Below are 13,402 nucleotides of genomic sequence, written 5' to 3'. Positions count from 1 at the left end.
ATCCCTCCTGGGGTGCCGGGCTCCGGCGTACCCGGAGGTAGATGACTGTGCGCTACGACTTCGACACCCCGGTCGACCGGCGCGGCACGTGGTGCGTCCAGTGGGACGGGGTCGCGGACCGGTTCGCGGTGCCCGATCTGCTGCCGTTCACGGTCTCCGACATGGATTTCGCCTGCGCGCCGGAGGTCCTCGCGGCACTCGGCTCCCGGCTCGCGCACGGCGTGTTCGGGTACACGGACTGGCGCAACGACGACTTCCGCGGCTCCGTACGCGACTGGTTCGCGACCCGGTACGGCACCGAGGTCGACGTCGGCCGCCTCGTGTACGCCCCGTCCGTCCTCAACCAGATCTCCCAGCTCCTGCGCATGTGGACGCGGCCCGGCGACGGCGTCGTCCTGCACACCCCCACGTACGACGGCTTCCGCAAGGCGGTCACCGGGCTCGGCCGCGAGATGCGCACCGCCGGTGTCGACGACCGGGCCGGCCTGGAGCGGGAGCTGGCGCGGCCCGACAGCCGGGTCCTGATCCTGTGCTCGCCGCACAACCCCACGGGCAAGGTGTGGACGGACGCCGAGCTGACCCGGATCGCGGACCTCGCCCGGCGCCACGGCGTCGCCGTCATCAGCGACGAGATCCACGCCGACCTGACACACACCGGCCACGTCCACCGCCCGTGGACGCCGTACGGCGACGGCCTGCGCTGGGCGCTCGTCACCTCCGCCACCAAGGCCTTCAACTTCCCGGCACTGAGCGGGAGTTACGGCTTCATCGGCGATCCGGACGACCACGCCGAGTTCGTGCGGCGCATGGACACCGCGGAGGGCCTCGCCTCGCCGGCCGTCCTGTCGCTGACCGCGCACATCGCCGCGTACCGCGAGGGCGGGCCGTGGCTGGACGGCGTACGCGAGTACACGCGCGGGAACCTGACGATGCTCGCGGAGCGGCTGGACGCCGCGTTCCCCGGGCTCGGGTGGCGGCCGCCGCAGGCCGGCTATCTCGCCTGGATCGATCTGCGTCCCCTAGGTGTAGACGACGACGCGCTCCAGCGGGAACTCGTCGAGCGCGAACGCGTGGCGATCATGCCGGGCGCCACCTACGGGGCGCCCGGATTCGTGCGCCTGAACGTCGGCTGTCCGCGCGCCAAGGCAGAGGCGGGCGCGGACGCGCTGGTCCGGGCTCTGGGCAGGCTCGCGATCACTGGCATGGAACACATCGCCGGTCATGGCGCAGACTGGAACCCATGAGCCTTCACGAGAACCTTCTCGGGGGACCGCCCCCGACCGAGCTGCCCGACGACCCGGAGCCGCGCGAGCTGCTCGCGGCCGGCACGGAGCCCGCCGATGTCGCCGCGAAGTACCCGAAGTCCTCCCTCGCCTGGGCGCGCCTCGCCGACGAGGCGTACGAGCGCGGCAGCGTCGTCGAGTCCTACGCGTACGCCCGCACCGGCTACCACCGCGGCCTCGACGCGCTGCGCCGCGCGGGCTGGAAGGGCCACGGCCCGGTGCCGTGGGAGCACGAGCCGAACCGCGGCTTCCTGCGGGCCCTGCACGCCCTCGCGCGCGCCGCGCAGTCCATCGGCGAGCAGGAGGAGTACGAGCGCTGCGCGCAGTTCCTCAAGGACTCCTCGCCCGCCGCGGCCCAGACCCTGGGCTAGATCCCCGAGCTTCCTCCAGGCCCGCCCGTGACGCTGTGACCGGGCGGGCCTTGCCGTTTCGGGGGACGATTGCGGAGGATGCCGGTGGGGACCGGGGCCCCCGTGCCGGAATTCGGCAGGGGCGGACCGCTACCCGGAGTACGTTCAAGGAGACAGCGATGTCCCACGAGGCTCACGAGTCGAACGAGCCAGAGACGCCGTATCTCGACTTTGCGGGGACCACCCCTTACGAGGACTACGTCCAGGCCGACGTCCTCACCCACCTCCAGCACACCCGCTCCGACGACCCCGGAGAGATGGTCTTCCTGGTCACGACCCAGGTGATGGAGCTGTGGTTCACGGTCATCGTCCACGAGTGGGAGACCGCGTCGCGGGCCCTGCGCGGCGACGACGTGCCGACCGCGGTGGCCGCACTGAAGCGCTCCGTGCGCGAGCTGGACGCGCTGAACGCGTCGTGGCGCCCGCTCGCCCAGCTGACCCCCGCGCAGTTCAACTCCTACCGGGCCGCCCTCGGCGAGGGCTCCGGCTTCCAGTCGGCGATGTACCGGCGCATGGAGTTCCTGCTCGGCGAGAAGTCCGCCTCCATGCTGGTCCCGCACCGGGGCGCGCCGCGCGTGTACGCGGAGCTGGAGAAGGCCCTGGAGGAGCCGAGCCTGTACGACGAGGTGCTGCGGCTCCTCGCCCGCCGCGGGCACCCCGTCCCCGAGACCGTGCTCAAGCGGGACGTGGCGCAGAAGTACGAGCCGTCGCCCGAGGTCGAGGCCGTGTGGACCGCGCTGTACGCCGGTGACGAGGGCGACGAGCTCGCCCGCCTCGGCGAGGCCCTCACCGACGTCGCCGAGCTGGTGTGGCGATGGCGCAACGACCATCTGGTGGCGACCCGCAGGGCCATGGGCGCCAAGACGGGCACGGGCGGCTCCGCGGGCGTGGCCTGGCTGGAGAAGCGCGCGCAGAAGAACGTGTTCCCCGAGCTGTGGACAGCGAGGTCCCATGTCTGACGTCACTGCGCTTGCCGGTAGGGCGCTGGAGCTGGACGCCGCCGACGAGCTGGGCAAGCTGCGCGAGCGGTTCGTCCTGGACGACGCCGGCGACACCGTGTACCTCGACGGCAACTCGCTCGGCGCGCTCCCCGCGCACGTGCCGGGGCGCGTCGAGGACGTCGTGCGCCGGCAGTGGGGCGAGCTGCGCATCCGTTCCTGGACCGAGTCGGGCTGGTGGACGGCGCCCGAGCGGATCGGCGACCGGATCGCGCCCCTCGTCGGCGCCGCCGAGGGGCAGATCGTCGTCGGCGACTCGACCAGCGTCAATGTGTTCAAGGCGCTGGTGGGCGCGGTGCGCCTGGCCGGTGAGGGGCGCGACGAGATCCTCGTCGACGCGACGACGTTCCCGACGGACGGGTACATCGCCGAGTCCGCCGCCCGGATGACGGGCTGCACGCTGCGCCCGCTGACCCCGGCGGAGGTTCCGGGCGCGCTCGGCGAGCGTACGGCCGCGGTGCTCCTCAACCACGTCGACTACCGCACGGGCCGTCTGCACGACCTGCCCGCGCTGACCGCCGCGGTGCGCGCCGCGGGCGCCGTGTCCGTCTGGGACCTGTGCCACAGTGCGGGCGCGCTGCCGGTCGGGCTCGACCGGCACGGGGTCGACCTCGCGGTCGGCTGCACGTACAAGTACCTGAACGGTGGCCCCGGTTCACCCGCGTACCTGTATGTGCGCAGTGATCTGCAGAGCCGCTTCGACTCACCGCTGCCGGGGTGGAACTCGCACGCCGAGCCGTTCGGGATGCGGCCCTCGTACGAGGCCGCGGACGGGGCGGTGCGGGGCAGGGTCGGCACCCCCGACATCCTGTCCATGCTCGCCCTGGAGGCGGCGCTCGACGTCTGGGACGGGGTGTCGGTCGACGCGGTGCGCGCCAAGTCGCTCGCGCTGAGCGACTTCTTCCTGGAGTGCGTCGAGGCGTACGTGCCCGCGGGCCGGGTCGAGTCGGTGACGCCCGCGGCACACGCCGAGCGCGGCAGCCAGGTGGCGCTGCGGTGTTCCCCCGAGCTCTCAACTTCGTTCGAGCAGGGCGGTGCCCCCATCGCGGGCGTGGTCATGGAGCGGCTGATCGCGGCGGGTGTGGTCGGTGACTTCCGCGCGCCCGACGTGCTGCGCTTCGGCTTCACCCCGCTGTATCTCGGGTTCGCCGAGGTGGAGCGGGCCGCGAGGGTCCTCGCGGACCAGCTGGCGGCCGCGGGGGCGTAGGGACGCCTCAGGCGGTGTAGACGCCCGCTTCCGCCGCCGCGACGGCGGCATCGGCGGCCTGGTCCGCGTCGGCTTCGGTCGGCGCGGATCCGGCCGTCAGGAGCTGGTAGTAGAGGGGCGCGGACACGGCCCGCACGACGGCCGCCGCGTCCGTGCCGTCCCTCAGCTCGCCGCGCTCCACCGCCTGTTCCACGCACGGCGCCCACTCGGCGACCCGTACCTCGTAGAAGCGGCGCAGGGCCGCCGACGTCTTGGCGTCGCAGGTGGCGGCGGCGATGACGGCCCGGAACAGGGCGCCCTGGCGGGGGTCGGCCAGCGTGTGCCGCACCAGGCGGGCGTTGGCCCGCAGGTCGCCGCGCAGGGTGCCGGTGTCCGTGCGCGGCAGCGACTGCTCGGCCATGTCGGCGAGCAGGTCGGCGACGAGCCCCGTGACCGAGCCCCAGCGCCGGTACACCGTCGTCTTGCCGACCTCCGCGCGCCGTGCGACGTCCGCCAGGTCGAGATGGGCGAAGCCCTGTTCGGCGAGCACGTCACCGGCGGCGTCGAGGACGGCGGCGCGGACCCGTGCCGTGCGCCCGCCGGGGCGTACGGTGCCGGGCTCCGCCTGCACGGTGCCGGGCTCCGCCTGCACGGTGCCGGGCTCCGTCTGCGCGGTCGCGGGCTCTGCTTGTTCGGGCATACGGCCCAGGGTAACGGCACAGGGGGACCGTTTATGCGGTTACGGTGTGTGTCCGCCCACGTCACCGGCCTGGTAGCGTCCGCTTACTTTCCATCGCGCTACTTCCGCTACTTCCGAAGTTCCCATTCTTCCAATTCCGCCGTGACGCTGAGAGGTTGGAGCATGCCGGACGACGCCGCCGCCCGCGACGAGGCCGAAGAGGCATCGGCTTTCTCGCACCCCGTGGTCCCGCCAGACGCCACCGCCGCGTACGGGGATCACCCGGACCAGGTCGTCGACTTCTACGCGCCCCGCGACGGCGCGGAATCCGCGCCCCTGGTGGTGCTCCTGCACGGCGGCGCGTGGCGCGCCCCCTACGACCGGCAGCACCTCACTCCGTTCGCCGACTTCCTGGCGCGGCGCGGCTTCGCGGTCGCCAACGTCGAGTACCGGCGCGGCAGTTCACTGCCCCAGCAGGGCGGCACCGGCCCGGTGGCCGGACGCTGGCCGGAGACGTTCGACGACATCGCCGCAGCCCTCGACGCCCTCCCCGGCCTCGTGCGGGAGGTGCTGCCGCAGGGCGACCCGCGGCGCACCGTCGTCGCGGGGCACTCGGCGGGCGGGCAGCTCGCCCTGTGGGCCGCGGCGCGGCATCTGCTGCCCGAGGACGCGCCCTGGCGCACCGCCGTCCCCGCACCGCTGCGCGGCGTCGTCGCGCTCGCCCCGATCGCCGACTTCGGTACGGCCCGCGACCTCGACGTCTGCTCCGGCGCGCCCGCCCAGTTCCTGGGCGGCGAAGCCGTGTTCGACGAGCGCCTGCCGTACGCCGACCCGGCCGCGCTGCTGCCCACGGGCATCGCGACGACCCTGGTGCAGGGGCGCACGGACACGACGGTGCCCTTCGCGGTCGCGGAGGCGTACGCGGACGCGGCGGCGAAGGCGGGCGAGGTCGTGGGGCTCACGCTCCTGGAGGGCGTCGGTCACTTCCCCCTGATCGACCCGGCCGCCGACGCGTGCGCCGTGGTGGCGGAGGAGATCGCCCAGCTGGCGTGGTGACCGCCGGCTCAGGTGGGAGCGTGTAGTACCTGCGACGGAGGGCCCAGGACCCTCCTCGCGTGGGACGCGGCCGGGACGGGCCGCCGCATACCGTGCTGTACGTGACCGAGACCCAGACCCAGACCCAGACGATGCCGGCGGGGGCCAGGAGCCGCAGCCCCGAGTACCGTCTCGCCGCCGGCGCGCTGAGCGGCCTGCGGCAGGACCTGTTCAAGGATCCTTTCGCCTACCGCCCGCTGCCGCCGTGGTCCCCGGACGGCCCGCTGCTGCGGCGGCTGCCGGAGCGCGTGCGCCGCTACGCGGTGTGGACGCCGCACGCGGTGGTCGTGGGCGCCGCCCTGTTCACGCTGATGCTCTCGCTCACCGTCGGGGAGTCGATGGGCGGCGGCCTCCTCCACGCGGTGGCCGGCTTCGTCCCCGCGGTCGCCGTGGCGATGACCCTGCTCAGGCCGGTCGGCGCGTGGTGGATATCCCTCGTGTCGACGCCGTTCGTCGCGGTGCTCGGCGGGGAGGGGTTCGGCGCTCCGTGGGCGCCCGCCGGGTTCTTCGCGCACATCGTCGTGATGACGGTGGCCGCGGTCAGGACCCGGCCGCGCGCGGCGGCCTGGATGTGGGCGGGGACGGCCGCCTTCGGCTTCTTCGCGTCGGTCCTCTGGTACTCCATGGACTCGGACACCGGGCCGATGCTCGTCATCTCCGCGCTCGCGCTGCTCGTCACCACGACGGTGCACGTCAGGCGCGAGGCGAAGGTGGAGGTGACCGCGCAGCGCCAGGTCACGGCCGTGGAGCGGGACAAGCGCACGCTCCTCGAGGAGCGCACGAACATCGCCCGCGAGCTGCACGACGTGGTCGCGCACCACATGTCGGTCGTCGCGATCCAGGCGGAGGCCGCGCCCTACCGCGTGGAGAATCCGCCCCCGGAGCTGGAGCAGGCCTTCGTCACGATCCGCGAGAACGCGGTGGCGGCGCTCGCCGAGCTGCGCCGGGTCCTGGGCGTCGTACGGGTCGAGTCCGCCGAGTTCACAGCGGCGCCGGACGCCCCGCAGCCCACGCTCGCCGACCTCGGCCGGCTCCTGGAGAACGTCCGGGAGGCCGGGCTCCAGGTCGGGCAGACGGTCACCGGCGCGGTCCGCGACCTGCCGCAGGGCGTCGAGCTGTCGGCGTACCGCATCGTGCAGGAGGCACTGAGCAACGCGCTGCGGCACGCGCCCGGCGCCGAGGCGCGTGTCGAGGTGTCGTACGTCCTCGGGGGGCTCGGCCTGCGCGTCGTGAACGGCCCGCCGACCGGCCTGGTCAAGCCGCCCGCCCCTCATCGAGGGCTGCGCCCGCCCCTTTCGATGGGCGCGGGCCACGGGATCACGGGCATGCGGGAGCGCATCGCGATGCTGAGCGGCGAGATGACGGCGGGGCCGACGGCGGACGGCGGCTACGAGGTGGCGGCGTTCGTGCCGGTGGCCTCCCCGGAGCCGGAGTCGACGAAGGCGACCGTGACGGAGACGGACCAGCCGGGAGACCCCGCATGACCATCCGCGTACTGATCGCCGACGACCAGATGATGGTCCGCGAGGGCTTCTCGGTCCTGCTCAACGCGATGCCCGGCATCGAGGTCGTCGGCGAGGCGGTCAACGGCCGCGAGGCCGTCGCCCGGGTCCGTGAACTCTCCCCGGACGTCGTCCTCATGGACATCCGCATGCCGGAGCTGAACGGCATCGAGGCCACCCGCGAGATCGCCGCCATGGACGGCGCCGCGAAGGTCCTCGTCCTGACCACCTTCGACCTCGACGAGTACGTCTACGAGGCGCTGCGTGCCGGTGCGTCCGGCTTCCTCCTCAAGGACGCCTCGGCCCGCCAACTGGCCGACGGGGTAAGGGTGGTGGCCGGAGGCGAGGCGCTCCTCGCCCCCTCGGTCACCCGCCGCCTGATCACGGAGTTCTCCAAACTGTCCGAGACCCCGAAGCTGCCCGCGGTGGCGAACCCGGAGGCGTTCGGCGAGCTGACGGAGCGCGAGACGGAGGTGCTGGTGCTGATCGCCCAGGGCCTGTCGAACGCGGAGATCGCCGGACGGCTCGTGGTCGCCGAATCCACCATCAAGACCCACGTCAGCCGGGTCCTCGTGAAGCTGGGCCTGCGGGACCGCACCCAGGCGGCGGTCTTCGCGTACGAGGCCCGGCTGGTCAGGCCCGCGTAAGCAGTCGGCGTGCAGGTGTGAGCAGGCGGCGTACAGACGTGAGCAGGCGGCGCGCAGAGGGGGCCGTCAGCTCCGGGGGCCGAGGTCGAGCGTCTCCCGGTGCGCGTGCCACCTCTTCATCAGGCCCTTCAGCTCGCTGTCCAGGAACGCCATGAACGCCGCCGTCTCCGCGAGGCGCAGGCCCGCGGGGCTGTCCGGGCCCAGTGATTCCACCCCGTCGTGCAGGACCTTCTCCCAGCGCGCGAGGAGCTGGTCGCGGCGGGTGAAGGTCTCGAACCACAGGTCGTTGTGCAGCCGGTAGCGGTCGCGGCGCGAGCCGGGCTCCCGCTCGCGGCCGACCATGCCCGCCTGCGTCAGATAGCGCACCGCCCCGGACACCGCCGCCGGGCTGATCTGCAGTCGCCGGGAGAGCTCGGCGGAGGTCAGCGCGCTCTCGTCGGAGGCGAGCAGCGAGGCGAAGACGCGGGCGGCCATCCGCTGCATCCCGGCCTCGGTCATCTCCGCGGCGAACCGCTCCACGAAGCGTGACACCGCCGCCTCGCCGCCGTCCTGGCTCGCCCCGGTGGCGCCGTCGCCGTCCTTCGTCGCGCTCATGTACCGATCATCTCCCCTGGGTGATGTGCAGCCTCAAGTTTATACGCTTCCTTAACTTCACAAGTTTGTGAAAGTAGCGTACGTTCTGAATCATGACGAAGGCAATGACCGTCTCCGGACTGCACAAGTCGTTCGGTAAGACGCACGCTCTGGACGGCCTCGACCTGGACGTCGAGGCCGGCGAGGTGCACGGCTTCCTCGGCCCCAACGGCGCCGGGAAGTCCACCACCATCCGCGTCCTGCTCGGCCTGCTGCGCGCCGACTCCGGCGCGGTGCAGCTGCTCGGCGGCGACCCCTGGGCCGATGCCGTCGCCCTGCACCGCAAGGTCGCGTACGTGCCGGGCGACGTCACGCTGTGGCGCAACCTCAGCGGCGGCGAGGTCATCGACCTCTACGGGCGGCTGCGCGGGGGACTCGACAGGGCGCGCCGGGCGGACCTGATCGAGCGGTTCGAGCTCGACCCGACCAAGAAGGGCCGCACCTACTCCAAGGGCAACCGGCAGAAGGTCGCGCTGGTCGCCGCCTTCGCGTCCGACGTCGACGTCCTCATCCTCGACGAGCCGACCTCCGGTCTCGACCCGCTGATGGAGGAGGTCTTCCAGGACTACGTCAAGGAGTCCGCCCGCGAGCGCGGCCAGACCGTGCTGCTGTCGTCGCACATCCTCAGCGAGGTCGAGTCGCTCTGCGACCGGATCAGCATCATCCGCAAGGGCCGTACGGTCGAGACCGGCTCGCTCAGTGAGCTGCGGCACCTGACGCGCACCAGCGTCACCGCCGAACTGGCCTCCGCGCCGAGCGGACTCGGCGGGCTCCCCGGCGTGCACGACCTGGACGTCCAGGGCCTGCGCGTCAAGCTCCAGGTCGACAGCGACAAGCTCGACGCGGTGCTCCGCTCGCTCACGGGATCCGGCGTGCGGTCGCTCACCAGCACCCCGCCCACGCTGGAGGAGCTGTTCCTGCGGCACTACCAGGCCGACGGGGCCGACGGCGCAGACGGCACCGGCGCACGCGCCGCCGAAGGGGTGATGTCGCGATGACCGCCGCCGTGGCCGACACGCGCTTCGCGCCCCGGGCCGCCGGAGCCCGCCAACTCGCGGGCACGGGAACCCTTTTGAGGCTCGCGCTGCGCCGCGACCGCGTCATGATCCCCGTCTGGGTCGCCGTCATCCTCATGATGGTCCTGTCGATGCCGGGCTCGCTGAAGAGCGTCTACAGCACCGCCGCCGAGCGCGCCGACCTCGCGCAGTCGATGGCCACGAACAGCTCGATGCGGGCCCTGTACGGGCCGGTCTTCGCCGACTCGATCGGCGGACTCACCGCGTGGCGCATCGGGGTCTACGGGGGGCTGTTCGCCGCCATCATGAGCCTGCTCATCGTCGTACGGCACACCCGTGACGAGGAGGAGAGCGGGCGGCAGGAGCTGGTGTCCTCGGCGATGGTGGGGCGGCGCGCCCCGCTGACCGCCGCGCTGCTCGCGGCGCTCGTCGCCAACGCGGCCACCGCCCTGCTCGTCGCGGGCGGCCTCGCCTCCCAAGGAAGCGGCGGAGCACTGGCGTTGGGGCTCGCGATCGCGGGGACCGGCATGGTGTTCGCGACGATGGCGGCGATCGTCGCGCAGCTCACGGAGGGCGCGCGCCTCGCCAAGGGCCTCACGTCGGCGGTGCTCGGCCTCGCGTTCGTCCTGCGCGCGGCCGGGGACTCGGGGACGGCGGAGGGCTCGTCGGCACTGACCTGGCTGTCGCCGCTCGGGTGGCTGGAGAACACGCGGGCGTTCGCGGACGAGCGCTGGTGGGTGCTGCTCCTGTTCGTGGCGGGCGTCGCCGCGCAGGGCGTGGTCGCGTACGGGCTCGCCGGGCGGCGCGACATCGGGATGAGCTTCCTGCCGACCCGCCCCGGACGTGCCGAGGGCAGGCTCGGCACGGCGGGCGCGCTCGCCTGGCGGCTCCAGCGCGGCAGCGTGTTCGGGTGGAGCGCAGGCTTCCTCGTCACCGGCATCGCGTTCGGCGGGATGACGCAGGGCGCGACCGATCTCGTCGGCGACAATCAGAAGACGCGCGACATCGTCGAGCGGATGGGCGGCCAGTCCGGCGTCACGGACGCGTTCCTCGCCACGATGGTCGGCATGCTCGGGATGGTCGCCGCGCTCTACATCGTCTCGTCGGTCCTGCGCCTCAGCGGCGAGGAGATTTCACAGCGCGCCGAGCCGGTCCTCGCGGCGGCGGTCGGCCGGCTGCGGTGGGCGGCGGGCCATCTGGGCATCGCGTTCGGCGGGTCCGCGCTGATCATGGTGCTCGGCGGACTCGGCCTCGGGATCGGCTACGGGAAGAGCTTCGGCCCCGTCCTGGGCGCCTGCCTCACGCAGCTCGCCGCGATCTGGGTCATCGGGGGCCTCGCGGTGCTGTTGTTCGGGGTGTTCCCGAGAGCGGCGGTGGCGGCCTGGGCCGTCGCGGGCATCGCCCTCCTGATCGGCTGGATCGGCCCGGCGTTCGACCTCCCGCAGCCGGTCATGAACCTCTCCCCGTTCGGCCACCTGCCGAAGCTGCCGGGCGGCGAGATGGCCTGGACCCCGGTCCTGACCCTGATGGCGATCGCGGTGGTCTTCGTCGCGGCGGGCCTGACGGGCCTGCGCCGCCGGGACCTCTCGAACTGACCGGCCGCGTCACTTGGGCAAGGTCAGCCCCCACGCACCCGCCCGTACCGTCCACGTGCGGGTGCGTACGGGGCCGCCGACCACCTGGTCCGCGCGGTAGCGGAAGTCCGGGCCCGACACCGTCACCGTGCGGGCGAGGACCCGCAAAGGCCCCGCCTCCGCGCCCACCGAGGACGGCCTGACCTCGACGCTGGCCCGGCCCGCCGTGTCCGGGACCACGCGCACGCCCTCGACCGGCCGGTCCAGATCGACCAGCGTCACCCCGTCCGCCTCGACCCGCAGCCGCTGCGGCCCCGGAGCGGGCGCGGTCGCGCGCGGCGGGCGCGCCGCGAGCGTGCGGACGAGCGACTGGCAGGTGCGCAGCCAGTGGTGCGCGGGGTCGGAGCCCAGCACCGGCGCCGGGTGCGCCACCGGCGGGATCCGCAGATCCCCGAGCACCACCCCGTCGGAGTCGTCGACGAGCAGATCGAGCCGCCGCTCGACACCCTCCAGGGCCGCCCGCGCCGCCGCCACCGCCCCGGTCGGCACGCCGAGGGAGTGCGCCAGCGAGACGCTCGCGCCGACCGGCACGAGCGAGAGGACGGCCCCGGCAAGATCGCGCTCGCGGTGCAGAAGCGCCACAGCGCGCAGCAGCGCCCGGTCGTCCCCGATCACCACCGGCCGCCGGGAACCCCTCCTGACCAGCGCTTTCGCGAATTCCTCCGGCCCGTCCGGCAGGCACACCTTCACCGTCGCGCCGGCGCCGAGCACGTCCTTCGCGATGCGTACCGACTCGCCGTCCGCACGCCGGGCGACCGGATCGACGACCACCAGTAGCTGGTCAAAAGCCGCCACCTCGGTCCTGCCTCGCTTCCTCGGGTAGCATCTTGGTGCAAGAGCCCCTTGCGCTATTGCGCCAGGGGCTTCGTCTATTCCGGGGCACACCAAGGCACACCCATACAGGCGGCTACGGCCCCTGACCTTGGTCTTGCCCCGCCCGGAAGGGGTGTACGCCTGTGCCCGCACTTGTGCTGCTCGGTGCTCAGTGGGGTGACGAAGGCAAGGGAAAGGCCACCGACCTGCTCGGTGGATCCGTGGACTATGTGGTGCGCTACCAGGGCGGCAACAACGCCGGTCACACGGTCGTCGTAGGCGACCAGAAGTATGCGCTCCACCTCCTCCCTTCCGGGATCCTCTCGCCGGAGTGCACGCCGGTCATCGGAAACGGTGTCGTCGTCGACCCGTCGGTCCTGCTCTCCGAGCTGAGTGGACTGAACGAGCGCGGCGTCGACACGTCGAAGCTGCTGCTCAGCGGCAACGCGCACATCATCACGCCGTACAACGTGACCGTCGACAAGGTGACGGAACGCTTCCTCGGCAAGCGCAAGATCGGCACCACCGGCCGCGGCATCGGCCCGACGTACGCGGACAAGATCAACCGCGTCGGCATCCGCGTCCAGGACCTCTACGACGAGTCGATCCTCACCCAGAAGGTCGAAGCGGCGCTCGAGGGCAAGAACCAGCTCCTCACCAAGGTCTTCAACCGGCGCGCCATCGAGGCGGAGCAGGTCGTCGAGGAGCTGCTCGGCTACGCGGAGCAGATCAAGGGCTACGTCGCCGACACCACCCTGATCCTGAACAAGGCGCTCGACGACGACAAGGTCGTCCTCTTCGAGGGCGGCCAGGGCACGCTGCTCGACATCGACCACGGCACGTATCCCTTCGTGACGTCGTCGAACCCGACCGCAGGCGGCGCCTGCACGGGTGCGGGCGTCGGCCCGACGAAGATCAGCCGCGTCATCGGCATCCTCAAGGCGTACACGACCCGTGTCGGCGCGGGCCCGTTCCCGACCGAGCTCTTCGACGAGGACGGCGAGGCGCTGCGCCGCATCGGCGGCGAGCGCGGTGTCACCACCGGCCGTGACCGCCGCTGCGGCTGGTTCGACGCGGTCATCGCCCGCTACGCGACCCGGGTGAACGGCCTGACGGACTTCTTCCTCACCAAGCTGGACGTGCTCACGGGCTGGGAGCAGATCCCGGTCTGCGTCGCCTACGAGATCGACGGCAAGCGCGTCGAGGAACTCCCGTACTCCCAGACCGACTTCCACCACGCGAAGCCGGTGTACGAGTACCTGCCGGGCTGGTCCGAGGACATCACCAAGGCCAAGACCTTCGCCGACCTGCCGAAGAACGCGCAGGCCTACGTGAAGGCCCTGGAGGAGATGTCGGGCGCCCCGATCTCCGCGATCGGCGTCGGCCCCGGCCGCACCGAGACCATCGAGGTCAACTCGTTCCTGTAGGCCGCGCGCCCCGGAACAACAGGCGCCCCTGCCCGGCTCGAAGGAGCCGGGCAGGGGCGCCTGCGCGTGCGCGGGGCCC

General features: G+C 72.6%; 13 protein-coding genes. 10 read left to right on the top strand and 3 right to left on the bottom strand.

Annotated elements, in window-relative coordinates; all coding sequences use genetic code 11:
• The first annotated feature begins 41 nt into the window (after positions 1-41).
• The 4 genes from ACIPWY_RS13345 (at position 42) to kynU (ending at position 3,898) form a co-directional block, all read left to right on the top strand.
• Complete coding sequence (locus ACIPWY_RS13345) at positions 42-1,244, top strand: MalY/PatB family protein (RefSeq protein WP_393699478.1); 1,203 nt, start codon at positions 42-44, stop codon at positions 1,242-1,244.
• Entirely contained in the window at positions 1,241-1,654 is a 414-nt protein-coding gene (locus tag ACIPWY_RS13340; RefSeq protein WP_362901218.1) for a DUF3151 domain-containing protein, read from the top strand. Before ACIPWY_RS13345 ends, ACIPWY_RS13340 begins: the two co-directional genes overlap by 4 nt.
• A 158-nt stretch (positions 1,655-1,812) precedes the next feature.
• Entirely contained in the window at positions 1,813-2,652 is an 840-nt protein-coding gene (locus tag ACIPWY_RS13335) for a tryptophan 2,3-dioxygenase family protein (protein WP_362901216.1), read from the top strand.
• A complete protein-coding gene (kynU, locus tag ACIPWY_RS13330) occupies positions 2,645-3,898 on the top strand; it encodes a kynureninase (RefSeq protein ID WP_362901214.1) in 1,254 nt (417 codons plus the stop codon). The genes ACIPWY_RS13335 and kynU overlap by 8 nt, the downstream gene beginning before the upstream one ends.
• Positions 3,899-3,905: 7 nt before the next feature.
• On the opposite strand, the gene ACIPWY_RS13325 is transcribed toward kynU, so the two are convergent.
• The gene (locus tag ACIPWY_RS13325) at positions 3,906-4,508 is read right to left on the bottom strand and encodes a TetR/AcrR family transcriptional regulator (RefSeq protein ID WP_389541498.1); all 603 of its coding nucleotides are present in this window, start codon (positions 4,506-4,508) and stop codon (positions 3,906-3,908) included.
• Positions 4,509-4,739: 231 nt separating this feature from the next.
• Here ACIPWY_RS13325 and ACIPWY_RS13320 point away from each other — a divergent pair, with 231 nt between their 5' ends.
• The 3 genes from ACIPWY_RS13320 (at position 4,740) to ACIPWY_RS13310 (ending at position 7,800) form a co-directional block, all read left to right on the top strand.
• Positions 4,740-5,612, top strand: coding sequence for an alpha/beta hydrolase (locus tag ACIPWY_RS13320; RefSeq protein ID WP_362901210.1), 873 nt, complete (start codon positions 4,740-4,742; stop codon positions 5,610-5,612).
• 101 nt (positions 5,613-5,713) lie between these two features.
• A complete protein-coding gene (locus ACIPWY_RS13315; RefSeq protein WP_393699482.1) occupies positions 5,714-7,135 on the top strand; it encodes a sensor histidine kinase in 1,422 nt (473 codons plus the stop codon).
• Positions 7,132-7,800 carry a response regulator transcription factor gene (locus tag ACIPWY_RS13310; RefSeq protein WP_362901208.1) on the top strand — a complete coding sequence of 223 codons (669 nt, stop codon included), beginning with the start codon at positions 7,132-7,134 and terminating at the stop codon, positions 7,798-7,800. The genes ACIPWY_RS13315 and ACIPWY_RS13310 overlap by 4 nt, the downstream gene beginning before the upstream one ends.
• Positions 7,801-7,866: 66 nt before the next feature.
• On the opposite strand, the gene ACIPWY_RS13305 is transcribed toward ACIPWY_RS13310, so the two are convergent.
• Positions 7,867-8,394 carry a GbsR/MarR family transcriptional regulator gene (locus ACIPWY_RS13305; RefSeq protein WP_383888317.1) on the bottom strand — a complete coding sequence of 176 codons (528 nt, stop codon included), beginning with the start codon at positions 8,392-8,394 and terminating at the stop codon, positions 7,867-7,869.
• 92 nt (positions 8,395-8,486) lie between these two features.
• Between ACIPWY_RS13305 and ACIPWY_RS13300 the strand changes: the two genes are divergently transcribed.
• Positions 8,487-9,431 carry an ATP-binding cassette domain-containing protein gene (locus ACIPWY_RS13300; RefSeq protein ID WP_393699485.1) on the top strand — a complete coding sequence of 315 codons (945 nt, stop codon included), beginning with the start codon at positions 8,487-8,489 and terminating at the stop codon, positions 9,429-9,431.
• Complete coding sequence (locus ACIPWY_RS13295; RefSeq protein ID WP_393699487.1) at positions 9,428-11,044, top strand: ABC transporter permease; 1,617 nt, start codon at positions 9,428-9,430, stop codon at positions 11,042-11,044. Before ACIPWY_RS13300 ends, ACIPWY_RS13295 begins: the two co-directional genes overlap by 4 nt.
• Before the next feature lie 9 nt (positions 11,045-11,053).
• Here the strand turns inward: ACIPWY_RS13295 and ACIPWY_RS13290 are convergent, their stop codons facing one another.
• Positions 11,054-11,878: a diacylglycerol kinase gene (locus tag ACIPWY_RS13290; protein ID WP_362901200.1), complete on the bottom strand. Its 825-nt coding sequence runs from the start codon at positions 11,876-11,878 to the stop codon at positions 11,054-11,056.
• Positions 11,879-12,039: 161 nt separating this feature from the next.
• On the opposite strand from ACIPWY_RS13290, the gene ACIPWY_RS13285 reads away from it, so the two are divergent.
• The gene (locus tag ACIPWY_RS13285; protein ID WP_329571839.1) at positions 12,040-13,323 is read left to right on the top strand and encodes an adenylosuccinate synthase; all 1,284 of its coding nucleotides are present in this window, start codon (positions 12,040-12,042) and stop codon (positions 13,321-13,323) included.
• Positions 13,324-13,402 lie beyond the last annotated feature (79 nt).

Origin of the sequence: Streptomyces sp. NPDC090032 (genome assembly GCF_044748025.1) — a bacterium.
Taxonomy (GTDB): Bacteria; Actinomycetota; Actinomycetes; order Streptomycetales; family Streptomycetaceae; genus Streptomyces.
The sequence above is the reverse complement of the archived record's forward strand: the minus strand, read 5'-3'. Positions and strand labels throughout refer to the sequence as shown.